The organism is Shimia sp. MIT1388 (assembly GCF_047124445.1).
GTDB lineage: Bacteria > Pseudomonadota > Alphaproteobacteria > Rhodobacterales > Rhodobacteraceae > Shimia.
In genome coordinates this window covers 409,830-434,347 of the sequence record NZ_CP138921.1, presented here as the reverse complement: position 1 = coordinate 434,347, position 24,518 = coordinate 409,830, and the positions used below count along the sequence as shown (strand labels likewise).

General features: G+C 58.3%; 26 protein-coding genes. 13 read left to right on the top strand and 13 right to left on the bottom strand.

The features are described 5' to 3' along the window. Nucleotides 1-59 precede the first annotated feature (59 nt). Entirely contained in the window at nucleotides 60-827 is a 768-nt protein-coding gene (locus SIB92_RS02110; RefSeq protein WP_412554268.1) for an SDR family oxidoreductase, read from the top strand. A 61-nt stretch (nucleotides 828-888) separates the two neighbouring features. On the opposite strand, the gene lon is transcribed toward SIB92_RS02110, so the two are convergent. From lon to tgt, 4 genes are all read right to left on the bottom strand, one after another. After that, nucleotides 889-3,291 carry an endopeptidase La gene (lon, locus tag SIB92_RS02105; RefSeq protein ID WP_412550143.1) on the bottom strand — a complete coding sequence of 801 codons (2,403 nt, stop codon included), beginning with the start codon at nucleotides 3,289-3,291 and terminating at the stop codon, nucleotides 889-891. Between the two features lie 298 nt (nucleotides 3,292-3,589). After that, the gene (locus tag SIB92_RS02100) at nucleotides 3,590-4,156 is read right to left on the bottom strand and encodes a hypothetical protein (RefSeq protein WP_412554267.1); all 567 of its coding nucleotides are present in this window, start codon (nucleotides 4,154-4,156) and stop codon (nucleotides 3,590-3,592) included. 75 nt (nucleotides 4,157-4,231) lie between these two features. Further along, the gene (locus SIB92_RS02095) at nucleotides 4,232-4,783 is read right to left on the bottom strand and encodes a hypothetical protein (RefSeq protein ID WP_412554266.1); all 552 of its coding nucleotides are present in this window, start codon (nucleotides 4,781-4,783) and stop codon (nucleotides 4,232-4,234) included. A gap of 11 nt (nucleotides 4,784-4,794) precedes the next feature. After that, nucleotides 4,795-5,925, bottom strand: a complete 1,131-nt coding sequence (tgt, locus tag SIB92_RS02090; RefSeq protein ID WP_412554265.1) for a tRNA guanosine(34) transglycosylase Tgt — start codon at nucleotides 5,923-5,925, stop codon at nucleotides 4,795-4,797. A 130-nt stretch (nucleotides 5,926-6,055) separates the two neighbouring features. On the opposite strand from tgt, the gene SIB92_RS02085 reads away from it, so the two are divergent. From SIB92_RS02085 to SIB92_RS02060, 6 genes are all read left to right on the top strand, one after another. Then, nucleotides 6,056-6,940: an SPFH domain-containing protein gene (locus SIB92_RS02085; RefSeq protein ID WP_412554264.1), complete on the top strand. Its 885-nt coding sequence runs from the start codon at nucleotides 6,056-6,058 to the stop codon at nucleotides 6,938-6,940. 3 nt (nucleotides 6,941-6,943) lie between these two features. Continuing rightward, nucleotides 6,944-7,219: an NfeD family protein gene (locus SIB92_RS02080; RefSeq protein WP_412554263.1), complete on the top strand. Its 276-nt coding sequence runs from the start codon at nucleotides 6,944-6,946 to the stop codon at nucleotides 7,217-7,219. A gap of 196 nt (nucleotides 7,220-7,415) precedes the next feature. Next, a complete protein-coding gene (locus SIB92_RS02075; protein WP_412554262.1) occupies nucleotides 7,416-7,790 on the top strand; it encodes an SUF system Fe-S cluster assembly protein in 375 nt (124 codons plus the stop codon). A gap of 28 nt (nucleotides 7,791-7,818) precedes the next feature. Further along, nucleotides 7,819-8,217, top strand: coding sequence for a HesB/IscA family protein (locus tag SIB92_RS02070; protein ID WP_412554261.1), 399 nt, complete (start codon nucleotides 7,819-7,821; stop codon nucleotides 8,215-8,217). 69 nt (nucleotides 8,218-8,286) lie between these two features. Continuing rightward, complete coding sequence (tpiA, locus tag SIB92_RS02065) at nucleotides 8,287-9,030, top strand: triose-phosphate isomerase (RefSeq protein WP_412554260.1); 744 nt, start codon at nucleotides 8,287-8,289, stop codon at nucleotides 9,028-9,030. Nucleotides 9,031-9,034: 4 nt separating this feature from the next. Further along, on the top strand, nucleotides 9,035-9,649 hold the full coding sequence (locus SIB92_RS02060) for a class I SAM-dependent DNA methyltransferase (RefSeq protein ID WP_412554259.1): 615 nt from the start codon (nucleotides 9,035-9,037) through the stop codon (nucleotides 9,647-9,649). Between the two features lie 247 nt (nucleotides 9,650-9,896). Here SIB92_RS02060 and SIB92_RS02055 read toward each other — a convergent pair whose 3' ends face one another. The 3 genes from SIB92_RS02055 to SIB92_RS02045 form a co-directional block, all read right to left on the bottom strand. Next, complete coding sequence (locus SIB92_RS02055) at nucleotides 9,897-11,276, bottom strand: TRAP transporter large permease (protein ID WP_412554258.1); 1,380 nt, start codon at nucleotides 11,274-11,276, stop codon at nucleotides 9,897-9,899. Next, nucleotides 11,276-11,941 (bottom strand): TRAP transporter small permease, encoded by a 666-nt coding sequence (locus tag SIB92_RS02050; protein ID WP_294113732.1) that lies wholly within the window; start codon nucleotides 11,939-11,941, stop codon nucleotides 11,276-11,278. The genes SIB92_RS02055 and SIB92_RS02050 overlap by 1 nt, the downstream gene beginning before the upstream one ends. A gap of 89 nt (nucleotides 11,942-12,030) precedes the next feature. After that, the gene (locus SIB92_RS02045; protein ID WP_412554257.1) at nucleotides 12,031-13,035 is read right to left on the bottom strand and encodes a DctP family TRAP transporter solute-binding subunit; all 1,005 of its coding nucleotides are present in this window, start codon (nucleotides 13,033-13,035) and stop codon (nucleotides 12,031-12,033) included. A 500-nt stretch (nucleotides 13,036-13,535) separates the two neighbouring features. Here SIB92_RS02045 and SIB92_RS02040 point away from each other — a divergent pair, with 500 nt between their 5' ends. From SIB92_RS02040 to SIB92_RS02025, 4 genes are all read left to right on the top strand, one after another. Continuing rightward, nucleotides 13,536-14,567: a fatty acid desaturase gene (locus SIB92_RS02040; RefSeq protein WP_412554256.1), complete on the top strand. Its 1,032-nt coding sequence runs from the start codon at nucleotides 13,536-13,538 to the stop codon at nucleotides 14,565-14,567. A 60-nt stretch (nucleotides 14,568-14,627) separates the two neighbouring features. Next, nucleotides 14,628-15,344, top strand: a complete 717-nt coding sequence (gene pth, locus SIB92_RS02035) for an aminoacyl-tRNA hydrolase (protein WP_412554255.1) — start codon at nucleotides 14,628-14,630, stop codon at nucleotides 15,342-15,344. Beyond that, nucleotides 15,341-16,378, top strand: a complete 1,038-nt coding sequence (locus tag SIB92_RS02030) for a DUF2332 domain-containing protein (protein WP_412554254.1) — start codon at nucleotides 15,341-15,343, stop codon at nucleotides 16,376-16,378. The genes pth and SIB92_RS02030 overlap by 4 nt, the downstream gene beginning before the upstream one ends. 71 nt (nucleotides 16,379-16,449) lie before the next feature. Then, nucleotides 16,450-17,616: a serine hydrolase domain-containing protein gene (locus SIB92_RS02025; protein ID WP_412554253.1), complete on the top strand. Its 1,167-nt coding sequence runs from the start codon at nucleotides 16,450-16,452 to the stop codon at nucleotides 17,614-17,616. Nucleotides 17,617-17,679: 63 nt separating this feature from the next. On the opposite strand, the gene SIB92_RS02020 is transcribed toward SIB92_RS02025, so the two are convergent. Then, entirely contained in the window at nucleotides 17,680-19,800 is a 2,121-nt protein-coding gene (locus SIB92_RS02020) for a hypothetical protein (protein ID WP_412554252.1), read from the bottom strand. Between the two features lie 181 nt (nucleotides 19,801-19,981). Further along, nucleotides 19,982-21,346, bottom strand: a complete 1,365-nt coding sequence (locus SIB92_RS02015; RefSeq protein WP_412554251.1) for an FAD-dependent oxidoreductase — start codon at nucleotides 21,344-21,346, stop codon at nucleotides 19,982-19,984. Between the two features lie 127 nt (nucleotides 21,347-21,473). On the opposite strand from SIB92_RS02015, the gene SIB92_RS02010 reads away from it, so the two are divergent. Next, nucleotides 21,474-21,857 carry a DUF2237 family protein gene (locus tag SIB92_RS02010; RefSeq protein WP_412554250.1) on the top strand — a complete coding sequence of 128 codons (384 nt, stop codon included), beginning with the start codon at nucleotides 21,474-21,476 and terminating at the stop codon, nucleotides 21,855-21,857. A 99-nt stretch (nucleotides 21,858-21,956) separates the two neighbouring features. Next, the gene (locus SIB92_RS02005) at nucleotides 21,957-22,277 is read left to right on the top strand and encodes an antibiotic biosynthesis monooxygenase family protein (RefSeq protein ID WP_412554249.1); all 321 of its coding nucleotides are present in this window, start codon (nucleotides 21,957-21,959) and stop codon (nucleotides 22,275-22,277) included. Nucleotides 22,278-22,327: 50 nt separating this feature from the next. On the opposite strand, the gene SIB92_RS02000 is transcribed toward SIB92_RS02005, so the two are convergent. From SIB92_RS02000 to SIB92_RS01985, 4 genes are all read right to left on the bottom strand, one after another. Then, the gene (locus SIB92_RS02000) at nucleotides 22,328-22,819 is read right to left on the bottom strand and encodes a helix-turn-helix transcriptional regulator (protein WP_294113750.1); all 492 of its coding nucleotides are present in this window, start codon (nucleotides 22,817-22,819) and stop codon (nucleotides 22,328-22,330) included. Between the two features lie 36 nt (nucleotides 22,820-22,855). Then, nucleotides 22,856-23,398, bottom strand: coding sequence for a hypothetical protein (locus SIB92_RS01995; RefSeq protein WP_412554248.1), 543 nt, complete (start codon nucleotides 23,396-23,398; stop codon nucleotides 22,856-22,858). 127 nt (nucleotides 23,399-23,525) lie between these two features. Further along, nucleotides 23,526-24,095, bottom strand: coding sequence for a PepSY domain-containing protein (locus tag SIB92_RS01990; RefSeq protein WP_412554247.1), 570 nt, complete (start codon nucleotides 24,093-24,095; stop codon nucleotides 23,526-23,528). Nucleotides 24,096-24,247: 152 nt separating this feature from the next. Then, nucleotides 24,248-24,475 carry a hypothetical protein gene (locus SIB92_RS01985; protein ID WP_412554246.1) on the bottom strand — a complete coding sequence of 76 codons (228 nt, stop codon included), beginning with the start codon at nucleotides 24,473-24,475 and terminating at the stop codon, nucleotides 24,248-24,250. Nucleotides 24,476-24,518: the final 43 nt, after the last annotated feature.

Here is a 24,518-nt window from a genome sequence, read left to right as displayed (position 1 = left end):
CCAGCCATTTCTCGCAACTCCCTCACGCCCTATCCCAAAGGCAACACAAGGAGACCTCAATGACTGACCTCACCGGAAAAACCGCCATCATCACCGGCGCCAGCCGAGGCATCGGCGCCGCCGCCGCCCGCCACCTGGCCTCTTTAGGCGCCAACGTCGTGCTCGCTGCTCGCTCCCAAAGCGAGTTGTCAGAACTGACACAAAGCATCCTCGACGATGGCGGCGCGGCCCGTCTACAGGTCTGCGACGTTGCCGATCCGACCTCGGTAGACGCCCTGATCAAAATGGCCACGGACACCTTTGGCCGCCTCGACATCCTCGTGAACAATGCAGGCCTGATCGACCCGATCACCAGCCTAGCTGACAGCGATCCCGCCGCATGGTCCAAGGTCCTCGATGTGAACGTCAAAGGCGTCTACCACGGCCTGCGCTACGCCCTGCCGGTTATGCGCGCCCAAGGCGAAGGCACCATCATCAACATCTCATCTGGCGCGGCAAATTCCTTCCTCGAAGGCTGGTCCCACTACTGCGCCTCCAAAGCCGCCGTTGTGCGCCTTACCGGAATTGCCCACAAAGAAAACGCCGACGCAGGTGTGACGGTTGTCGGCCTGAGCCCCGGTACTGTCGCCACCGACATGATGGCCACCATCCGCGCCTCCGGCATCAACCCGGTCAGCCAGTTGTCACCAGATGCGCACATCCCCACCGAGTGGGTCGCGCAAGCCATTGCCTACCTCTGCGGGCCCAATGGCAAAACCTACGCCGGACAGGACTTTTCGCTGAAAACCAACGAAGGCCGCGCGGCTCTAAATCTCCCCCTAGTCTGAACCGAACGAAAAAGGCGCGCCGATTTCTCGACGCGCCTTTAATATCAAAGCTTTGAAGACCTTAGTGCGCAGTCGCGCCGGCAGCTTCCTCTTTTTTGAGCTTCGCCGCAGCCGCTTCCTCCGCAGCCTCGTCCCACTCAATCGCTTCCGGCTCTTCGGTCAGCGCCAGCTTCAGCACCTCAGAGACGTGCTTCACCGCGATGATCTCCAGACCGTCTTTCACGTTATCAGGAATATCCGCGAGGTCCTTCTCGTTCTCCTGCGGGATCAGCACCGTCTTGATGCCACCACGCAGCGCCGCAAGAAGTTTCTCCTTCAGACCGCCAATTGGCATCGCGTTGCCGCGCAAGCTCACCTCACCTGTCATCGCAATGTCCTTGCGCACCGGAATGCCGGTCAGCACCGACACAATCGACGTCACCATCGCCAGACCAGCCGACGGGCCATCCTTCGGCGTTGCGCCATCCGGCACGTGCACGTGGATGTCGATCTTGTCAAAGACCGTTGGCTTCACGCCAATCTGCGGCGAAATAGACCGCACGTAAGAAGACGCCGCATCAATCGACTCCTTCATCACGTCACCCAGCTTACCGGTGGTCTTCATGCGGCCCTTGCCAGGTAGCTTCAGACCTTCGATGTGCAGCAGATCACCGCCAACCGAGGTCCAGGCCAGTCCGGTGACAACACCCACCTGGTTCTCTTCCTCAGCCAGGCCATAGCGGAACTTTTTCACGCCCAGGAAATCATCCAGATTGTCCGGGGTCACAGAAACCGTATCCGCATCGCCTTTGACAATCTTAGTGACCGCCTTCCGGGTCAACTTCGCCAGCTCACGCTCCAGGTTCCGCACGCCCGCTTCACGGGTATAGGTCCGCACAATCTCTTGAATGGCTTCGTCCGACACTTCGAACTCACCTTTCTTCAGACCGTGGTTCTTGACCTGCTTGTCGATCAGGTGCTGACGCGCAATCTCACGCTTTTCGTCTTCGGTGTAGCCTGCCAGCGAAATGATCTCCATCCGGTCCAGCAATGGCCCCGGCATGTTGTAAGAGTTCGCCGTGGTCAGGAACATCACGTTGGACAGATCGTATTCCACCTCAAGGTAGTGATCCACAAACGTACCGTTCTGCTCCGGATCAAGCACCTCAAGCATTGCCGACGCCGGATCACCCCGGAAATCCTGCCCCATCTTGTCGATTTCATCCAGCAAGATCAGAGGGTTGGTGGTCTTAGCCTTTTTCAGCGCCTGAATGATCTTACCAGGCATAGAACCGATGTAGGTCCGGCGGTGGCCACGGATTTCGCTTTCATCACGCACGCCACCAAGGCTGATGCGGATGAACTCACGACCGGTCGCTTTCGCCACGGACTTACCCAGAGAGGTTTTACCCACACCCGGAGGGCCAACAAGGCACAGGATCGGGCCTTTCAGCTTGGACGAGCGCTGCTGCACCGCAAGGTATTCCACGATGCGCTCTTTGACCTTCTCCAGACCATAGTGATCGGTATCCAGAACCTCTTGCGCCCGGCCAAGATCTTTCTTCACGCGGCCACGCTTGCCCCATGGAATGGAGAGCATCCAATCCAGATAGTTCCGCACGACCGTCGCTTCGGCGGACATCGGGCTCATGTTCTTGAGCTTCTTCAGCTCACCCTCAGCCTTCTCTTTGGCCTCTTTTGAGAGCTTGGTTTTGGAGATTTTCTCTTCGAGCTCGGCAATTTCGCCTTCGCCCTCTTCGCCGTCGCCAAGCTCCTTCTGAATGGCCTTCATCTGCTCATTCAGATAGTACTCGCGCTGGGTCTTCTCCATCTGCGATTTCACGCGCGTCTTGATCTTCTTCTCGACCTTCAGCACGCTCATCTCGCCCTGCATCAGGCCATAGACCTTCTCCAGACGCTCGCTCACAGACAGCGTTTCCAGAAGCTCCTGCTTCTCGTTCACTTCAATGCCCAGATGGCCGGCCACCAGATCGGCCAGACGCGCAGGCTCGCTGGCTTCCTCAACCGCGCTCAGCGCCTCTTCCGGGATATTCTTTTTGACCTTGGCATAGCGCTCAAACTCGTCGCCAACAGAGCGCAGCAGCGCTTCGATGGTGGCGGCGTCACCTGGCATCTCGTCCAAATGCTCGGCACGCGCTTCAAAGAAGTCGTCGTTTTCCAGGAAGTCGGTGATGGTCACACGGCTCTGGCCTTCGACCAGCACCTTCACGGTGCCATCGGGTAGCTTCAACAGCTGTAGCACATTGGCCAGCACACCGGTGCGATAGATGCCATCGATATCCGGATCGTCCTCTGCCGGGTCAACCTGGCTCGACAGCAGGATTTGCTTGTCATCGGCCATCACCTCTTCAAGCGCGCGGACCGATTTTTCCCGGCCGACAAACAGCGGCACGATCATATGTGGGAAGACCACAATATCGCGCAGCGGCAGCACAGGATAAGATGTATTGAGGGGCTCAGTCATGAGTATTCCTTGTTCTAGCAAAGCGACACTGGTCCCACATGTGGCAACCGTCTGGTCCCTTTCCGTTTCCTCGGCTTATTGATTTGGGGAGCCTCATCCCCGCTTTCAACGGCGTTTTGATGGTTGGACCACACAATGCCTTTACAGAACGTGAGGAACAAGGCGGGAAACGGCGAATAGGACCAAAAAAAATCTCACCGGTCGCTGGCGCCGAAAAGGATCAGTTTAGCGTCACAACACAGCAAAAGAGATCAGATCGACACGCCGATCTGATCTCCTCCAGAGAAAACCCGTTGTTTTACTTGGAAAACACCAACTGGCGGATCGCCGCGCCCGTCGCCGGACCACTCAGCCGCCCCACGGTCACCCCCTGCATCAGCTCATCACTGATCACAAACAGGAACAGATCAAAATCTACCGTGCCACCATTCTCCGGATAGCTGCCGGTTGCGTGCAATCGCGGCACCGTCTGCACGTCACAGCCGATCAACACCGAAATCTCCTCAATGGTCAGAATGTCACCATCCTCAAGCGGGCTGTCCTTGGCGATCTCATAACGCCAGTTCTCGCCCACATAACGCGTCACGGGATATTCGCCACCAATGTCGGTCGAGGTGATGCGCCAGCCAATGCCCTCGGCGTCGATTTTGGCATCTGACAAGCTGCGCGGCGGAATGAACATCGGCTTGCCATTGATCACCGCCTTGCCTGCTGTGCTCTCCACCTTCCAGGTGCCCACAATCGCATCTTCCAGCAAGGCCTCTGTGTCGCCCTCCGACAGGTCACAAAATTCGGTTGCCAATGCCGGCGCCGCCAACAGCCCAGTCAAAACTCCGACCCACAGGCCGTTTCCAATCCACGTCATCAATCTCGTCCTTCAAATGGTAGACACGACCGACGCGCGAAAATACACGCGCCGACTCTCGTGTTACCTTACGGATCACTCCGCAGGACGCAACAAAACCGTTTCCGTCATGAAAAGCACTGTTTCGTCGCTTTTGAGGGTCAGCTCCGAAATCTCCAGCACCCGGTCGTCAAAATACGGCACCAAGGTGATGGTGCCAAACACCGTCACTCCGCCTTCAAATTCCGGCAGTTCGATCTGCAACTGAGGCAACTCCTTCGGCCCGCACTGCGTGTCACTCAGCACATCTGCCAGATCCGCACGCTCAGTGGTGTCCAGCACGTCGTCCACGCGGTCCACGTCATATGGCTTCGGGTCCGCCCAGCGTAGCGCCACCTCTTCCCCCATGATGCTGTCCACAAACCCGGAGTAATATTGCCCGTCGGCATCGATCTCCGTGGCGAACACCCGCGCAGGCCGCACAAAAGACGTTGTGCTGCCTTCCACCGACGTACTGCCCTCGCGCACCCAACTGCCCGCTAGGCGCTCATAGACCGCCGCCGGATCACTGACCCCGCAAAACCCATCCGCCACTGCCGCAACAGGCGCCAAAGCGGCCAAAGCCGCTGCCATCAAAAACCGTTTCATCGCCTGTCTCCTTACAGCGGCTCGATGTCGCCCTGCGCCCGCATCGCGTGGAACTCTTTTTCCCAGGCTTCAAACGTGCCCGCAGCAATGGCGTCGCGCATTTCCTGCATGATCTGCTGAAAATAGTGCAGGTTGTGCCAGGTCAGCAGCATGCCGGAAATCATCTCATTGCTGCGGAACACATGGTGCAAATATGCGCGCGAGTAATTGGAACACGCCGGACACGTGCAGCTCTCATCCAAGGGGCGCGGATCATCCGCATGGCGCGCGTTTTTGATATTCACCACACCTCGGCGCGTGAACACCTGCCCCGTCCGTCCAGACCGGCTTGGCAGCACGCAATCCATCATATCGATACCGCGCTTCACCGCACCGACGATGTCGTCCGGCTTGCCCACGCCCATCAGATACCGCGGCTTGTCCACCGGCAGCATATCCGGCGCATAGTCTAGGCAACCAAACATCTTCTCCTGGCCTTCCCCAACAGCCAAACCACCCACGGCGTAGCCATCAAAGCCAATCTCTTTCAGCGCCTCGGCGCTCTCTTCGCGGAAGTCCTGCTCCAGCCCGCCCTGCTGAATGCCAAACAGCGCGTGCCCCGGGCGATCGCCAAAGGCGTCGCGCGACCGCTGTGCCCAACGCATCGACAACCGCATGCTCTCCGCAATCCGGTCCCGGTCCGCTGGCAACGCCGGACATTCGTCAAAACACATGACAATGTCACTGCCCAGGAGCTTCTGGATCTCCATCGACCGCTCCGGCGTTAGCGAGTGTTTAGACCCGTCAATGTGGCTCTTAAAGGTCACGCCTTTCTCAGTCAGCTTGCGCAGATCGGCAAGGCTCATCACCTGAAATCCACCGCTGTCGGTCAGAATGGGCCGCTCCCAATTCATGAACTTGTGCAAGCCGCCCAACCGGTCAATCCGCTCCGCCGTCGGGCGCAACATCAGGTGATACGTATTGCCCAGGAGAATATCCGCGCCGGTCGCGCGCACGCTCTCCGGCATCATCGCCTTCACCGTCGCCGCCGTGCCCACCGGCATAAACGCAGGCGTGCGAATATCCCCCCGTGGCGTGTTGATCACCCCGGTGCGGGCTTTGCCATCGGTGGCATGTAGCGAAAACGAGAACTTTTCAGACATCTGAGACCTTCATCGGGGAGTTTGCGCAAAATTTCCCCCTCCTTACGCCGAACCATGTAACTTGTAAAACACGCCAATGTGACCATATTCCAACCCATAGATAACAAACACTTTCTGGGGAGAGAGCATAATGAGCGAAGACCTGATCTTCTCGTTACTATCAGAAAACATCGTGATCCTGCTGGCCGCAGTCTTCTTGATTGTGGTGGTTCTGAAAGGCGTGCGCATCGTGCCGCAATCGGAAAAACACGTGGTGGAACGCTTTGGCCGTCTGCACTCAGTGCTTGGCCCTGGCATCAACTTTGTGGTGCCGTTTCTGGACGTCGTACGCCACCAAATCTCCATTCTGGAGCGTCAGCTGCCAAACGCTACCCAAGACGCCATCACAAAAGACAACGTGCTGGTGCAAATCGACACCTCCGTCTTCTACCGGATTCTAGAGCCGGAGAAGACCGTATACCGTATCCGTGACGTGGACGGCGCCATTGCCACCACCGTGGCCGGGATTGTGCGGGCTGAAATCGGTAAAATGGACCTCGACGAGGTGCAATCCAACCGCGCCAGCCTGATTGCGTCGATCCAAGCCATGGTCGAAACCGCCGTGGATGACTGGGGCATCGAAGTGACCCGCGCCGAAATCCTCGACGTGAACCTCGACCAGGCCACCCGCGACGCCATGCTGCAACAGCTCAACGCCGAACGCGCCCGTCGCGCACAGGTGACCGAAGCCGAAGGGCAAAAACGTGCTGTGGAGCTACAGGCGGATGCTGAACTCTATGCAGCAGAGCAAACCGCCAAAGCCCGCCGCATTGAGGCCGAGGCGGAAGCCTATGCCACCGGCGTGGTGGCCGAGGCGATCAAAAACAACGGCATCGAAGCCGCGCAATACCAAGTCGCGCTGAAACAAGTCGAGTCGCTGAACGCCCTTGGCAATGGCGATGGCAAGCAAACCATTGTCCTGCCCGCCGCTGCGCTGGAAGCCTTTGGCGACGCCTTCAAGCTGCTGAAAGGATAACCCATGGCAGACCTTCTCACAGTCTGGTGGGTCTGGCTTGCCGCCGCGCTTGTGCTGGCGATCCTCGAAGTCCTCGCCCCCGGCTTTATCTTCCTCGGCTTCGCCATCGGCGCCGCCGTGGTTGGCTTGGCCCTCCTCGGTCCCATCCAACTCCTGTCGGTGCCGATGATCCTGCTGGCCTTTGCCGCCCTCAGCTTGGTGGCCTGGCTGGTCCTGCGCAAGGTTTTTGCCCTCCCAAAAGGGCAAGTCAAAACCTTCAACCACGACATCAACGACTGAATTTAAAGCGGGGCCTTCGGGCCCCGTTTTCTTTTGGCGACTGAAATTAAGCCTGCCACCTGCGCAAATTCCCACCTCCGCAAAACAGCCGCGATACCGACGCTATACCGATGCGCCAATTTCGCTCACCTCCCCCTCTGGACGCCGCTTGCAAGTTTTCCTATATGAAAAACTCAGGAATTTTGCAGGACTCAGCATGACACAGGCTCCCGATCCCACCACCGATCCCGTCGAAGGCACCCCGCTGATCACGCCCTCCAGCGTGGATCACCCGCTGCATGAGCAGATCGTCGAAGCCTGTCGCAGCGTCTACGACCCGGAAATCCCGGTGAATATCTATGACCTGGGCCTGATCTACACGATCCTGGTCAATGACGAGAATGACGTAAACGTGGTCATGACCTTGACCGCGCCGGGTTGCCCTGTTGCCGGCGAAATGCCAGGCTGGGTGCAAGAAGCCGTGGCCGGTGTTGGCGGCGTGCGCACTGTTGAGGTCGCGCTTGTCTGGCAGCCGCCCTGGGGCATGGAAATGATGAGCGACGAAGCCCGCCTTGAGCTGGGCTTTATGTAACTTCTCAAACGGTTAGAAAGGAAAGTCGATGTTTGGCATTCCCGGAAAACAAGCTGTGACCATGACGCCAGCAGCGATCAAACAGATCGCCAAGCTCATGGACAAAGAAGGCCACGCCGGTCTGCGGATTGGCGTGAAAAAAGGCGGCTGCGCGGGCATGGAATACACCATGGACTACGTGACCGACCGCGATCCCCATGACGAAGTTGTCGAAAAAGACGGCGCTGTGGTCATGATTGCCCCGATGGCGCAGATGTTCCTCTTTGGCACGGAAATTGACTACGAGGTTTCGCTCTTGGAAAGCGGCTTCAAGTTCAACAACCCCAATGTGGCGGACGCCTGCGGCTGTGGCGAATCCATCAAATTCAAGGACATGGATGAGCTCGCAGAGCAAGTTGCTGCAAACGGCGCCCCAAAACTGACCTGACAGCCTTGACCTAGGCCGCCCGCCCCCGCATGACTTGCGCAACAGGTCATTTGAGAAAAGGGGCACGTCATGCGACGCAAGCTGGCAGCAGGCAATTGGAAAATGAACGGCACCGCCGCCGCACTGGCGGAGCTAGAGGCCTTGGCCACACTGGCCACGTCTGACACCACTGACGTCCTGATCTGCCCCCCTGCCACCCTGATCTCGCGCGCCAAAGACGTGGCGGGTTCGGTCGCCATCGGCGGACAGGACTGCCACGCCAACGCCAACGGCGCCCACACTGGAGACATCGCCGCGGACATGCTGAAAGACGCCGGTGCCTCCCACGTCATCCTCGGCCACTCCGAGCGCCGCGAAGACCATAGCGAGCGCGACGAAGACGTGCGCAACAAAGCCAAAGCCGCCTGGGATGCGGGCCTTGTGACCGTGATCTGCGTCGGCGAGAGCCTGTCAGAGCGCGAAGCCGACAACACGCTGGACATCATTGGCGGGCAGTTGGCAGGCTCAATCCCCGACGGCGCCACCGGCGAAAACCTCGTGGTGGCTTATGAGCCGATCTGGGCTATTGGCACCGGCAAGGTCCCCACCATGAGCCAGATCGGCGAGGTACACGACTTCATGCGCATGCGTCTGGAGCGTCGTTTTGGCGAAGGCGTTGGCCGCACTGTGCCTCTGCTTTACGGCGGTTCTGTAAAACCCGCCAACGCCGAAGAGATCTTCGCGGTGTCCAACGTGGATGGTGCGCTGGTCGGTGGCGCCAGCCTGAAAGCCAGCGACTTCGGCGCCATCATCACCGCGCTCGACGCAAGCTGATCCTATGGCCAAGGCGCCACTCTCGTCTCTGTATGCCCAGTTTTCCCACCGCTGGCACGGCGACATCACGCGCCTTGGCTACCCCGATGCCTATGACGAACTCATGGCGGCGCTGCCTACAACCACATCCGCGCCAACAGTGTTGGATGCAGGCTGTGGCACCGGCGCGCTGGCTCAGGCCTGGCTCAAGACCGATCAGCGCCACAAGACACTGCACATGCTAGACAGCTCTGAGGAGATGCTCTCTCAGGCCCGTGCCAACTTCTCTGCCATCCCAAACACGGCTTTTCACCAGGACATTCTTGGCAGCGAAGCGATCCCGCAAAACACTTGCGACCTGCTGCTCTCTGCCCACGTGATCGAGCACCTCGACACACCGCAGGACGGCCTAAGTTGGTTTGCCAGCCGCCTTCGCAAAGGCGGCCAAATCGCCTTGTCAGTAAGCAAACCGCATTGGTGCACCGCTCTAGTGCGCTGGCGCTGGGGCCACAAAGCCTTCACGCCCTCAGACGTGCACAGCATGCTGACCGCCACAGGCTTCACCAACATCCAAACCGTGACCTTTTCCAAAGGCCCGCCCAGCCGCACCAGCTGCGGCTACATCGCTTTACGCACCTAAGCCCACCACCGTTTGAGAGGCCCGGGTCAAGGCGCGCAGCAGCGCCCGCGCAGCGGCATGGCCTTGACGCGGGCCGCTCAAACCAGACACTGGACAAGGCGCGTTCAGGGCAGACCTGCCCCTGAACCGCTTCTCAGCAATTTCTTCTTTCCAACCGCCGCAAAAAGAAACGACGCCCCAAATGGAGCGTCGCCTCTCATCTCATCTGAACAAGAGTGCGCGGTCGCGCACCACTTACTCACCGGCGCTACTTGGTTATGATTTCCGGCCCCATAAAGGTGTTCGGCAAGAATGTCGAAATCCACGGAATATAGGTCACCATAATCAGGAAGACGAAGAGCACTGCAAGGAACGGCAGCGCCGCTTTCACCACAGACATCATCGGCATCCCGGCCACACCCGAAGTCACAAACAGGTTGAGACCAACCGGCGGGGTGATCATCCCGATCTCCATGTTCACCACCATAATGATGCCCAGGTGGATGGGATCGATGCCCAGCTCAATGGCAATCGGGAACACCAGCGGCGCAACAATCACCAGCAAACCCGACGGCTCCATGAATTGCCCACCAATCAGCAGGATCACGTTCACCACAATCAGGAACATCACCGGACCAAAGCCCGCGTCCAGCATCGCACCCGCAATCTGCTGCGGCACCTGCTGCTCGGTCAGAACATGCTTCAGGATCAGCGCGTTGGCGATCACGAAGAGCAATGTGATGGTCAACTTACCCGCTTCAAACAATGTGTGTTTGGTGTCGCCATGCACAAAGGCCGTGAGCAATGCGTAAGGCTTTTTGAACAGCGAAACTTTCTGGCCGCCATTGTTCTCCGCCGCCAATGGTCCCATGTCCTTGTAGACAAAACAGGCAATCAGGAAGGCATAGACCGCAGCAACTGCCGCCGCCTCGGTTGGCGTGAACACACCACCGTAGATGCCGCCGAGAATGATCACGATCAGGAACAGGCCAAAGGCCGCGTCGCGACCGGAGGCAAAGATCTCCCCCCAGCCCAGCCAGTCACCTTTTGGCAGGTTTTTGACTTTCGCCATCACGTAGATGGTGATCATCAGCATCAGACCAGCCATCAGGCCCGGGATCACACCTGCAAGGAACATCCGTCCCACGGAGACTTCCACAGCCGCCGCATAGACCACCATCACGATGGACGGCGGGATCAGGATGCCCAATGTGCCCGCGTTACAGATCACACCGGCAGCAAACTCCTTGGAGTAGCCCACTTGACGCATGCCTGCGATCACGATGGAACCGATGGCCACAACCGTCGCCGGCGAGGAGCCGGACAGCGCCGCAAACATCATACAGGCAAACACACCTGCAATCGCCAAACCGCCGGGCAAGTGGCCGACACAGGCGATGGAGAAGCGAATGATCCGACGCGCCACACCACCGGTGGTCATGAAAGACGACGCAAGAATGAAGAACGGGATCGCCAACAGGGTGAAGTGGCCCTCAAAGGCTTCAAACAGTGTGCCTGCCACAGAGGCCAATGTGGCATCCGAGAAGAACAGCAGGAACAGGATTGAGCTGAGGCCAAGGGACACCGCGATCGGCACGCCGATCAACAGAAGGCCAATGACCATGGAGAATAGTAGAACAACTTCCATCAGTCGTGCTCCCCTTGAAGTGCACGCACTTCTTCAATTTCGTCTTCCACCTCATGGCTTGCCACCAGGCGGTCAGTCTGACCACGGAAAATCTGCATGGTTGCTTGGAAGAAGCGGTAGGTCAGCAGCAGCATCCCGATTGGCAGCACGATATAAGGCACCACTTTGGGCAGCTTTTCGTATTCGTCGCCGTAGTTGATCAGGTCCTCAAGAAACTGGAACATGCCAATCATCGGCACATCCTGCACCTCATAGAAGGACTGGCTGCGGAACTTCTCGGCAAAACCGGTAGGGAACCAGCGGCCGGAGGTTGGCGGCAGGTCTGCAAAAACCGCCCAGTAATCATAGGCGCCTTTCAGCATCAGCACCGCATAGGCCAAACAGGCGGCCGCCGCGATCAGGCCAATGATGCGCGCCACCGCCGGGCTCACCATATTGATGATCACATCCACGCCCAGATGGGCATGTTTTTTGACCGCATAAGAGGCGCCCAGAAGCACCAGCCAGGCAAACAGGAAGACGGTCGCTTCCAAGGCCCATAGAATGTTGGAGTTAAAACCGAACCGGGCAATCACATTGGCAAAGGTAATCAATGTCATCATGCCCAGAAAAAACGCGATCAGCGTTTCTTCAATCCGGTCCACAAAGGTATGCTTGGTTTGCATTGTCCCGCGTCCCGTGAGTGTTTTTGTTTGCAAAACGGGCGGGCCATTTGCGGCCCGCCCGCTCTGTTATTTTCAATTAAGTCAGAGACTTACATGGAGGCGTTGATCGCCTGCGCCGCGTCGATGTTCTCTTGACCAACGTCGTCGGAGAACTTCTCCCAAACCGGCTTCATGGTGTTCACCCACTCTTCACGCTGTGCCGCGTCCAGAGTACGGATGGTGCCACCGGCGTCGATGATGGACTGTTTTGCCGCCTGGTTCACCGCATAGGATTCTGCGTTCCGGGTGGCGGTCACTTCGTTGAAGATGGTCAGGAATTCTTCACGCACATCCGCTGGCAGGCTGTCGAGCCAGTCCACCGAGGCCACAACCAGATAGTCCAGAATGCCGTGGTTGGTTTCGGTCACGCCGTCCTGCACTTCGAAGAACTTCTTGCCGTAGATGTTGGACCAGGTGTTTTCCTGACCGTCCACAACGCCCTGCTGCAGTGCGCCGTAAACTTCGGAGAAGGCCATCTTCTGTGGGGAGCCACCCATGGCTTCCATCTGTGCAACCAGCACGTCAGAGGACTGTACGCGGAACTTCAGGCCGTTGGCATCCGAAGGCACGTTCAGTGGCACGTTTGCAGACATCTGCTTCATGCCGTTGTGCCAGTAGCCCAGACCCTGCAGGCCGCGGCGCTGCATGCTGTCCAGCATCGCTTGACCGTTGTCAGACGCCTGGAATGCGTCCACTGCAGCCACGTCTTTGAACATGAATGGCAAGTCAAACAGGCGGAACTGTTTGGTGAACTTTTCAAACTTGGACAGCGAAGGCGCGGCCAGTTGAACGTCGCCCTGCAGCATCGCTTCCAGAACTTTGTTGTCGTTATAGAGCGTGGAGTTCGGGAAAACCTCCATGCACATCTTGCCGTTCATTTCTTCGTTCACGCGCTTTTCCAGCAGCGACGCAGCAATCCCTTTTGGGTGCTTGTCGGTGTTGGTCACGTGGCTGAACTTCACAACGATCTCGCCGTCGTCACAAGCGGCAGAGGCAAAGCTCGCACCGGTCACAGTCAGCGCCAGCGCGGTGGCGGCAGTTGTCAGAAATTTCATATCGGTTTCCTCCCAGAATTTGTCCGATGTCCTCCTCACGCCCCTAAAGCGTGCGATGACAAAACTGTGACTGTCGGCGAAAGCCCGCTCAACAGTTTCTTTATCTTTGCGCTTATCTCTCGGTTATTTTGTTTCTTTGCAGATGGTTATACCGGAAACTTGGTAGACCACCCGGCGCGTAAAACCATCACCCGTGCGATTTCCCGCACAGCGCTTTTGGGACTTGTGCGGAAAACCGCACAACGACTCTGCTGGACAGCTGCCCGGCACACAAGGAGGCTCAAGGCGATGCCTTGAGCCTGAGGGGCGCTGCCCCAGGCGCATTTTCAATGCGCCTTCCCCGGGATATTTACAGCCAAATGAAGCCCTGTCATTGACCCCACCTTTGGGCCGCGTCAGGGTAAGGCATCGATTTTTGTGAGCTTATTTTTGCGATGACCACCCAAGCCCAGCCCACGCGCCCGAAAAGCATTTCACCCCAGTCCCGCCGCCACAACGAGATGCGCAAGGAAGCGCTTGCAGCACATCCCGAGTTGGCGGCACTGTCCGGCACACAACCGCTCACAACCCTGGCCTTGCCGGTGTTGCTGGCAGTGCATTGGAGCATCGCCTGGCTGGTGTCCGGTCAATCCATCTGGGTGATTGGCCTCACCGCTTTTCTGATCGGGCAGTTGGTGTACCACTCCGCCGCGAGCCTCATTCACGAAACCTGCCACAAATTGGTGTTCCGCGACCCGGCGCCCAAGCTTGCCTTTGACCTTGGGCTGGAGTTCATCCTGACCTCCTACGGCAAACAGCTCACCTACCAACACCAGCACGTCACCAGCCACCACCCCTTTGTCGGCGACTACGACAACGACTATGAGCATGAGGACCTCTGCGCCCTGCAAGCTCGCTTTGCCATTGGTCGCACCCATCCCGTGCTGCAAAAACTACTCACCGCGCTGACACTAGTCCTGCACGCCCTGCCACTTGGCTCCATCTTCATCGCTGACAAAATCCTGCCACCGCTCTACGCCAAAGCCTCCGGCCGCCCCGTGCGCGACCCACAGCCGCGTTTCACCGGCACCTCTGCCACCTCCACCGAAATGCGCCCCTACATCGTGGTCTCCGCGCTCTCCAACATCACTATGCTCGTATTGCTGGGTCCGTGGGCCCTGCTCTACCACCTCTGGTCGCTCTCCTTCTTCCTTGGCAAATTGGGCATCTCCAACCTCGGCCAATCGCTCACCGAACATCCCGGCGATGACGACGTGAACCCAACGCGTTCCACCTACGGCCCTATCAACTGGCTGCTGTTCAACACCGGCTACCACAACGAGCACCATTCCTTCCCCAACGTGCCTTGGACCCGCCTGCCGACCCTGCGCCGCACCGCACCGGAGGTGTTTCACGCTGAGGCGGAGCGCAGCTACCTCGGCGCCTGGTGGGACCACGTGCGCCAGGATTTCACTGCCTCGCGCAAACTCACACTGCACGACACAGACCACCTCACCCGCTGCCAAGGCGAGAAGGCCACGCCAGCCGAGTGATTTGCCTCTCCCCAGCAGCAAAGCTATATTGCGCCGCAGAAACTTACGCGAGCAGACCTCATGAAACTCTTTGTTGGCCTTGGCAATCCGGGCTCCAAATACGCGCAGAACCGCCACAACATCGGCTTTATGGCGATGGATCAGATTGCCTCCGATCACGGTTTTGCGCCCTTCAAAGGCAAATTTCAGGGCGCGCTCACCGAAGGCCGTTTGGGCAGCGAAAAGGTGCTCTTGCTCAAGCCCGAAACCTTTATGAACCTGTCTGGGCAATCCGTTGGCGAAGCCATGCGCTTTTACAAGCTCACCCCAGCCGATGTTGTGGTGTTTCATGACGAGTTGGACCTGAAACCCGGCAAGCTGAAGTACAAGATGGGCGGCGGTCACGCCGGTCACAACGGTCTGCGTTCCATCCACCAGCACATTGGCGAGGCCTACGGTCGCGTGCGCATGGGCATTGGCCATCCGGGGCAAAAAGATCTGGTCAGCCGCTACGTGCTGCATGATTTTCACAAGATGGATCAGGATTGGCTTGATGATATGCTGCGCGGCATTTCTGACGGCGCTGCCCATCTCGCGGCTGGCGACACCGCCAAGTTCTCCAACGCGGTCGCCATGCGCCTCAACCCACCGCGCCCCTCGACCGGCAAGGCCAATCCAAACGCCAAAGCCACGCAAGAAACCAAGGCTGGCACTTCTAAGTCAAAGCCCGCCCCTGCGCCGGAACCCGCCGAGGACAGCCGCAGCCCTCTGCAAAAACTCATGGATAAATTCTCGTGAGCGCACTGCAGGCTGCATTTTTGTCGCAAGCCGAGAGTTGCGAAGCGCTCGACAGCCCGTTTATGGGCCGCCTGCTGCGTCTGCTCGCGACGCATTGGCCTGAGGACACGGCCCTCGCTGCCAAATGTGCCACGTTTGAGGGCGACATCAGTCCAAAAGGCCACAGCCTGCCGCTGCGCATCGCGGGCGGCTTGCACGCTCTGGTTCTGCAAGGCAAAGACCCGGACCTCACCGCCGTCTACCCGCCCCACAAAAACGATGATGCCGACCTGCAAACCGCCGTCCTGACCGCGCTGCGCACCCACGACGCCTTTCTCACCAACTGGATCACCCACGCGCCACAAACCAACGAGGTGCGCCGCGCTGCTGTCCTCATCGCCACCGCGCATCTGCTGGCGGACCGGTTCACCCTGCCCATCAAGCTTTCCGAACTCGGCGCCTCCGCCGGTCTGAACCTGATGTTTGATCAGTTCCACCTCAATGTCGGTGACGGTTACGGCCCACACAGCACAGTGGTCCTATCCCCCGATTGGACCGGCCCGCTCCCGCCCACGGCAAACGTAGCCATCTCAAACCGCCGTGGCGTCGACCTCAATCCGTTCAACAGCGCCGACGCTAAAGACGCCCTGCGCCTGCAAAGTTATCTCTGGGCCGATCAGGAAGAGCGCTTGCTTCGCACACAAGCCGCCATCGCACTCAACACTGCAGAACTTGATCAAGACGACGCCATCTCTTGGCTGGACCATCGCCTGTCCGCACCAAATGCCAACGAGTTGCACATGGTCTATTCCACCGTGGCTTGGCAATACTTCCCTGCAGAGCGCCAAAGCCACGGCACCGCCTTGATGGAGGCCGCCGGATCCCAAGCAACCGATAGCGCCCCGTTAGCGTGGCTCTCCTACGAGGCAGACGACATCCCCCACGGCGCCGCGCTCAAATTGCGCCTCTGGCCGGGTAACCACACGATCCCTTTGGGTCGCGCCGACTTCCACGGCCGCTGGGTGGAGTGGCAAGCGCCCGCCAAACTCCCCTAACGTCACCGTTGCCGCCCACGGCCGCTTAATGCTCAACTCCGTCCAACAAAACTAGGGAGGGGACCCCATACATGCGCACCTTTGGAAAATGGCTTGGCCGCATTCTTCTGATGCTGATCCTTGCCGCGCTGACCGTCTATGCACTCAAACGCGAAGAAATCACCCGCCTACTGGCAGTGAACTCGCTGTTCTCCGAGGAGAAGATTGTCTCCAACTTCTCCAACATGGACACGCTCTTCCTCTCCGCCGGGATCGCCAAAGGCGACGCAGCGGTCAGCGCTTTGCCCAACGGCACAGACATGATCATGCCCGCCAGCTTTGACAGCTGGACAAAAGAGCGCGCCGTGACCGGCATGGTGGTACTCAAAGACGGCCAAAAAGTGCACGAAAGCTACTATCAGGACACCGCCCCAGAAGACCTGCGGATCAGCTGGTCGGTGGCCAAATCCTACCTGTCGTCGCTGATGGGCATTGTCGTCGCCGAAGGCCTGATCGACATCAACGAACAGGTCACTTCCTACGCCCCGCTACTCAAAGGCACCGCCTATGACGGCGCCACCGTTCTGAACGTGTTGCAGATGTCCTCCGGTGTGACCTTTGACGAGGACTACCTGGATTTCAACAGCGATATCAACCGCATGGGCCGCGTCCTTGCCATGGGCGGCACCATGGACGGTTTTGCTGCGGGCCTCACTGAGACCTTCGTGGAGCCCGGCAAACAGTTCCAATACGTCTCCATCGACACCCATGTGTTGGGCATGGTCATCCGGGGCGCCACCGGCCGCTCCATCCCCGACCTGCTGTCTGAAAAAATCATCTCCAAACTCGGTTATGAACAAGACCCCTACTACGTCACCGACGGCGAAGGCGTGGCCTTTGTGCTGGGCGGGCTGAACATCCGAACCCGCGACTACGCCCGCTTTGGTCAGATGATCCTTCAGGAGGGTGTATACAACGGCGCGCAAGTTGTGCCCGCAAACTGGCTCGCCGCCGCCACCGTGCCCAGCGCAAACACCAAAGACGGCAATCTGCACTACGGCTACCAATGGTGGATGCCCAAAGACCCGCGCGACGGCGAATTCTTCGGCATCGGCGTTTACGGCCAATACATCTACATCAACCGCCCGCATGGCGTGGTGATCGCAGTGAACTCCGCCGACCGTAAATTCAAGGAAAGCGGCGTGACCGACGGCAACATCGCCCTCTTCCGCGAAATTGCTGAAACGGCAGGCGGCTAACTTAATCAACAGAAACAAAAAAGGCCCGCCACTCCGGCGGGCCTTTTCGATTCTGGTTTCCCATTAATTGCCACCAATGGCCCGATCAAGCCTCGCGCCAAAGGACTTATACGTCACATGTTGCCGCGCCGCCTGTAGGTGCGCTCGCCCTTTCGGGTCTCCATGGTTCTCCAAAGCCCAAATCGCTGCAAATGCGAGCCTTTTCGATCTCGGACCAATGCCCGGTATTTTCTCGCTGCCTCGCACAATGAGTTGCTCCAACACTGTGCCAACCTGCTCAAGAGGACGTAGAGACAATACCCACACCCAATAGCGTAGAACCGACTGTTCCAAGTCTCTGTAGGTCTTCATCTCATAGTCAAAATGGTATCCGTACACCTCAGGGGCGGGCAACTCATAGTCCTGCAACTGCGCCAACAAGAGCGCCAACCGTTCTTCGGTGAGCCACGGATCCGCGTAAGCCAACCATTTTCGCGTCGGCTTTTGCGCACCAACGCCAGGCTGGAGATCCAAGCCCTCCGCGCAGAACGGTGCGATGGCGTCGAGGTGATCGAGCAACGAGGTAAACTGCACGAGAAATGCCTCCTCGGCTTTCACCATCTCCTCAAATGTTGACGCTTTGGGCTGCTTGCCTTTTTCCTTCAGATAGTTTGGCCAAACAGACACATCACTGTCGCCTTGAAGTGATCGCAGAATAGCATGGTAGCCTTCCGCTCCGAGCCGCGATTGCAGACGTTCATCGACTGTGATCCGCTCCACGCGGTCTGGTGTCATCAAAGCCAGAACCTTCCGACACTGCGTTTCCACCTCACGCAAAGTTGCCCGCTCAGCAGCCATTGCCTTGCCAAGGACGACAGCCTCACCAATACGCGCACTCGTTTCAAAGAAGCTGCCGCGCATTTCGTGTAATGTGTGCTGATGCGGACGCCGACGTCCTGACGGCTGCGACAACACGACAACGTCTTCTTTCAGTACCCATCCGGGGCATATTTGCATATCGCGTAGCGCTGACCGAACGCAGAGTTGCGCGAGATCCCGCGAGGAGCGTGCAATAATTTCCGCGTCGGTCGGTTGATCGACTTGCACCTGATCAAACGGCGCCAACAAGACATCGGCTATCGATCGATATAGGCCCGAGGCTTTTATTCGATCCAGAACATCCTGATCCAATTCAGACAACGGCTGCGCCAGCGCATTCAGGAATGGCTTTGTGACAAACCGAGCTCCCCAATTTCGGGTCTTGAACAACAGGTCAATCACATCACGCGCTTGTGCCCGCGTGAATGCAACTTCATTTTTTATCGCGGGATTTTCTTTTTGAAACCTGCTGTGCTTGCGGGAGAATGACCAACTCACGTCCAAACTAAGTTGTCCGGGTGTATGCCAATGCCCAGAGGTTCCCTGAGCCACCCCTTGAGCAGCATCACAAATGCGCAGATAATCCAAAAGGAGTGTACCACGAAACTCACGGGAAGCCTCAGGCGCAAAAGCGGCGTCAAACACATCCTCAGTGAACTTCGCCTCAGAAATCAGGGCCTGAAACTCCGGGCTCAGAGACTTCAGAACGCCCTCACAATAGTCTGCGCGCTCTTTACGTTGTGCCGCGATCACTTGAGCAACATAAGTTTGATCCTCTGCAAGCTCCAGAAAGCGCGCCCACTGAGCAGCGCCTTTGTCAATATTTTCGAGCTCAGATTTGTGGAGCGTGTCAACCTCCTGCCAATACTTGGCGTCCCGCAGGAACCGCACGCCCGCCCCCCGGACAGACTTGGGCACGCCAGCGGCAAAGCTATCGTTAAACACCCTACTCCAAAGATAGATATCCTTGCCATCCGCTACAATCGAGGCGGGTTCAGCGAAGACCTGTACCATGTCTTTCTCAGAGGTTTCGTAACCGCCAGATCCCTTTTGTGAATGGCCTTTCAGTAGGGTTACAAACTGATTTGCAAAGCCGCCGAATTGCATCATTGGCCGAGGTTGCTCGAACGGTTTAATAGTCGAGATGCGTCCCAATGCAATTTTTGCCTCGATAAAACCAATTGCAAGCCCGCCCGCCTGTCGCTCAACAAGCATCTCAAAAGCGCCCAAAAGCCCTTTGTTCACTACCTGGCCATTCCAATGCGTTTTGTCGTTGCCCCAAGCGGCGGAGTCCCGGCCATAGATTCGTGCAAGTTCAGTCAACATTAGCGACGCCCCCTGCCATTCCGAACAGGTCAAGGGGCTGGATTTGGCGCGCGAAAAGGACGGTTTGGACTTCAACAACTTAAACATCAGAAAAATACCCTCAATGGTGGTGACGAATATCACACACGCATGAGGCGATTTTGTGTCGTTAAAGGAGAGTTTTGAAGGTGAGCTTCCTCGCTCAATGCACCCGCGCACCCTGCCGGGTCAACTCAGCCTGAATATCCGTAATGTTGAGGTCGTCCAGCGCCCGTCCTTGCTGCACACTCAACGCCGCCGCCACGCCAGCGCCCTGCCCAATCACCGCACAGCACGCCATATTGCGCGTCGCCGCATGGGCCACCTTGTGCCCCGCCGTGGCACGGCCAGACACCAGCAGGTTCTTTACGCCCTGCGGCAACAGGTTGCGATACGGCACTGCAAAGTACCGCCCAGTAGTGGGCAGGATCAGAATGCCGTAGCCATCGATAAACTCAGGGAAAATCCCGATGCTGTCTTCAAACCGCCCCTGCTCGCGCACATCCAGCTCAGTCATGCTGTAGACCGTATCCACCTTGCGCGTATCCCGAATACCTAGGCTCATCCCAAAATTCCTCAACCGCGCATTCTCACACCCCGGCATGAACCGTTTGAGCGCCTCAATCGCCAGCATTGCCTGCTTGCGCCCCTCAATCTCGCCCGCCGTCAGACTGTCCGGATCGGTGCCATCAATCCCCGCCAGATGCACGAGGTTCATATAGGTCAGCTCACCACTGTCATGCATCGCGCCCCAGGTGCCCGCAATCGTGTTCAGATGTGGCGGGATCAGTCCAGCCTTGATGGCTTGCGCAAACGGCTTATGCAGAAACGGCGAGAACATCTCGTCCTCTTTGCCGGAGGTCTCGATGTTCCACTCTCCACCGCCACCCCAATCGGCGTAGGTCTGCGGATCGGCCTTGATGCCCTCCATGAACGCGGTCTTGTCCACACCGGCGAGATGGAACATCACCGAGGCTGCCATCAGATCCTCGCGTGGCGCCATCTGACAAGGTGCCCCCGCCCGATGGGCAATGTCTGCATCCCCGGTCGCATCAATCACCACTTTCGCCAGGATCGCTTCCCGCCCGGCCTTGGACTCGGTGATGATGCCTTTGATCTCATCCCCTTCCATGATCGGCGCCACAAACGCCCGGTGCAGCATCGGATGAATACCAGCCGTCTCCACCATCTGATCCGCCACCAGCTTGAAGCCCTCACTGTCAATCTCGTAGCTCAGCGATTGGCTCTCCGGCACCGCCGCGCCCGCCTCTTTGGCAGCATCCTCAAACTCTTTGGGAATGCCCATGCTCTCCACGGTCTGCTCATGGCGGTACCAATGCATGCCTTCCACGCCGACTACGGTGATATTGCCGCCAAAACAGCCAAACCGCTCTACCAGCGTAACCTCCACGCCCGCCCGCGCCGCTGCCAGCGCCGCCGACAGCCCACCGGGGCCGGAACCGACCACCAGCACCTCGGTTTCATGGATCACATCAATCTGGCGGGCGGGTTCAAGAATCTGTTTCATAGCCGTCATGCTTCGCCACGCACGCCATGCCCGTCAATCAAAACCTGAATGAGCATTTAAGTTTTTCCGCACCGTCATCACCGCTTGAACGTTGCTTGCCGCCCGCCCGCTGTGCAAAGCTCTGCGCATGGTAGAAAAAGACGCTTCCGTAAACGTGCTCGGCGATACGCTTGCCGCCTGCTCCACCGATCCGCTGACCGGCTTTTTCCGCGACGGCGCCTGCAACACCTGCGCCGAAGATCAGGGCAGCCACACGGTCTGCGCCGTCATGACCGCAGAGTTTCTCGCCTACTCAAAATACGTCGGCAACGACCTCTCCACCCCGCAGCCTAAGTTCAACTTTAAAGGCCTCAAACCGGGCGACTCCTGGTGCCTCTGCGCCGCACGTTTCTTGCAAGCGCATGACGAAGGCTGCGCCCCAAAGGTCAACCTGGCGGCCACCCACCTGCGTGCACTCGACATCGTGCCTTTGCGTGTCCTTCAGCAACATGACGTCAACCAAACTGGTTGACCTTTCCGGCCGTCACGCGCCATATGCCTCCGATTTTGCCAGCCGCCTAGCAACGGGTCAGCCAGCTCTCACACCCAATTCCTGAGAGAAAGGTCCCCTATGAGCTACATCGCCATGAACCGTTTCAAAATTGCCGAAGGCCGCGAGGCTGACTTCGAAGAAGTTTGGCGCAGCCGCGAAAGCCGCCTGAAAGAACTCAAAGGCTTCCGTGAATTCCGTCTGCTCAAAGGCCCGGAGCGCGAAGGTCACACCCTCTATTCCAGCCACGTGCTTTGGGACAGCAAAGCGGATTTTGAGGCCTGGACAAAGTCCGAGCAGTTCCGCGCCTCCCACCGCAACGCTGGCGACAGCCGCAGTAAAGGTGCCATCCTGGGCCACCCGGAATTTGAAGGATTTGAAACCATTCTGCAGGAAAGCTGAAGCCTTCCGCCCTGAAACCGCGCGGGGCAGCCGCTGCCCCGCTCCCCCACCTAGTCCTCGGCGTCCTCTGCCAACAGGTCGTCCAGAAACAGACTGAGCAGCTGCGCCCGGCCGCTCACACCGGATTTCCGATAAATCGCATTGCTCTGCGCCTTCACCGTGCCCTCCGACGTGTTGCGCAACCCCGCAATCTCCTGAATCGACATGCCTTTGATGGTGAACAGCGCCACATCCCGCTCCGCCGGGGTCAGCGCCCAGGCCTCAAACGTCGCCTCCAGATGCTCGCGAAACGCACTCTGCACACTGCGCAGGCTTTCCTCAGCTTGCGCTTTCTGTGCCAGGGTCCGCCGCAAGGCCAGCCAGCCCAGCACCACGCCCAGAATAAGCCCCAGCGAGGCCCCCACTTCCAAAAGCTCCCGCGTCTGCCAACTGATTGGCGCAGACCGGGCGCCGATGACGGTCAGGGTGATGTCGGCAACAAAGAAAAACGCACAGGCGCCCTGAAGCGCCACCAGCGCAAATAGTAGCACCGGCCGGTTCACGCAGTTTGCTCCTTACGGGATGGAACGCCGCTGCTCTCAATCATCGTCATCGTCATCATCGTCGTCGTCATCGTCGTCGTCATCGTCGCCGTCATCGTCGTCGCCGCGATCATCATCGTTATCATCATCGTCGCCGCGGTCGTCATCATCGTGATCGTCATCATCGTGATCATCATCGTCGTCGTCGTGATCATCATCGTCGTCGTCATCCTCGTCGCGATCATCCTCATCGCGCTCGTCATCCTCTTCCCGACGGTTCCGGCTGCGCGTGTCGCGCTCTTCTTCGCGCCGCGCATCGGTACCCAGCAACCAGCCGCCGTTGCCTTCGGAATCGACATCCCAATAGTCCCGCAGGATTTCTCCGGTGCGCGGGTTAAAAATAATCTCGCGCTCGCGCCCTTCCCGCAGTGCCTCGACCCGCACCCGCCCCAGAAACGTCCGTGAGACCTTGATCTCGCCAAAGCCCTGATCGGCAAGCTGTCGCGTGATGGCATCCACCCGCCCATCGGCAAGCACAGGCGCCGCCAAACACAGGCTGGCCACGGCAAGCACGGGGATCGTTTTGACCATTTTTTTCATACGTTTAATCCAACAAATACCGGCGCCGACCAAAGTCAGCGCCGGTGGGTTGCGGTGAGGGGTCTTCGCAAGCTCTAGCACGAAGCCCCAAGACAATCACGCCGCAATCAAAACCAAGGGCGCAGCCTTAGTCGTCGTCTTCATCTTCGTCGTCATCGTCGTCATCATCATCGTCGTCGTCATTGTCATCATCATCGTCCTCATCTTCGTCTTCGCCGTCATCGTCGTCATCATCTTCGTCACGGTCATCATCGCGTTCATCTTCTTCGTCGCGATCGTCTTCTTCCTCGTCGTCACCATGATCATCATCGTGATCGTCATCATCGTCATCGTCATCATCGTCGTCATCATCGTCGTCATCATCGTCGTCATCATCGTCGTCGTCATCATGATCGTCATCGTCGTCGTGATCGTCGTCATCTTCATGATCATCATCGTCGTCTTCTTCCTCATCGTCCTCGCCGTCATAGACGCCGTGACGCAAAAGCTCTTCGCCCGCGATCTTATACAGGCTCTCGATCGACAAGCCGTCCTTGTTGGAGCGCACGGTCAAGACACCGTCTTCAACGGTCACGGTCACATCGGTATAGCCCTCACGTTCAAACGAGCGCTCGACGCGGTTTTTGAAAGAATCCGCAAATGCGGTGGTCGACAGGCCGAGCGCAACGGCGGTGGAGGTCAAAAGCAGACGGGTCATCATATGTCCTTTGTCGGTTGGGGCCCCAGGATCTCCTGCGGCGATGCCCGTCCTGCATCCCAACCCAGCCGCCGCCGCTCCATTGCCTCGAAGTTTAAATCCACCCACGTCAGCCCGGCGTTTAGGCCCCTAAACTTAGGTTTAGAGGCCGCTCACAGCACAAATCGCCGGGTCCGCACCGCCGGCTTCACGTGACTTTCATCCCTCAACGAGGGTCCGCCCGCCCCGGTTTTTGCAAACACCTGTTGACCAAGCGCCGCGCCCCCGCGCAACCGCACCCGATACTCGCAATAGATCACCTCAACAACTTCGGGCTCCACCGGCCGCGCAACCACTGTCGGCAGCTGCGCTTTGCCCACATCCTCGGATGTGGATCGCAATCTAGGGCGTCGCTTCACCGACATGATGTCCTCCTCCGACACG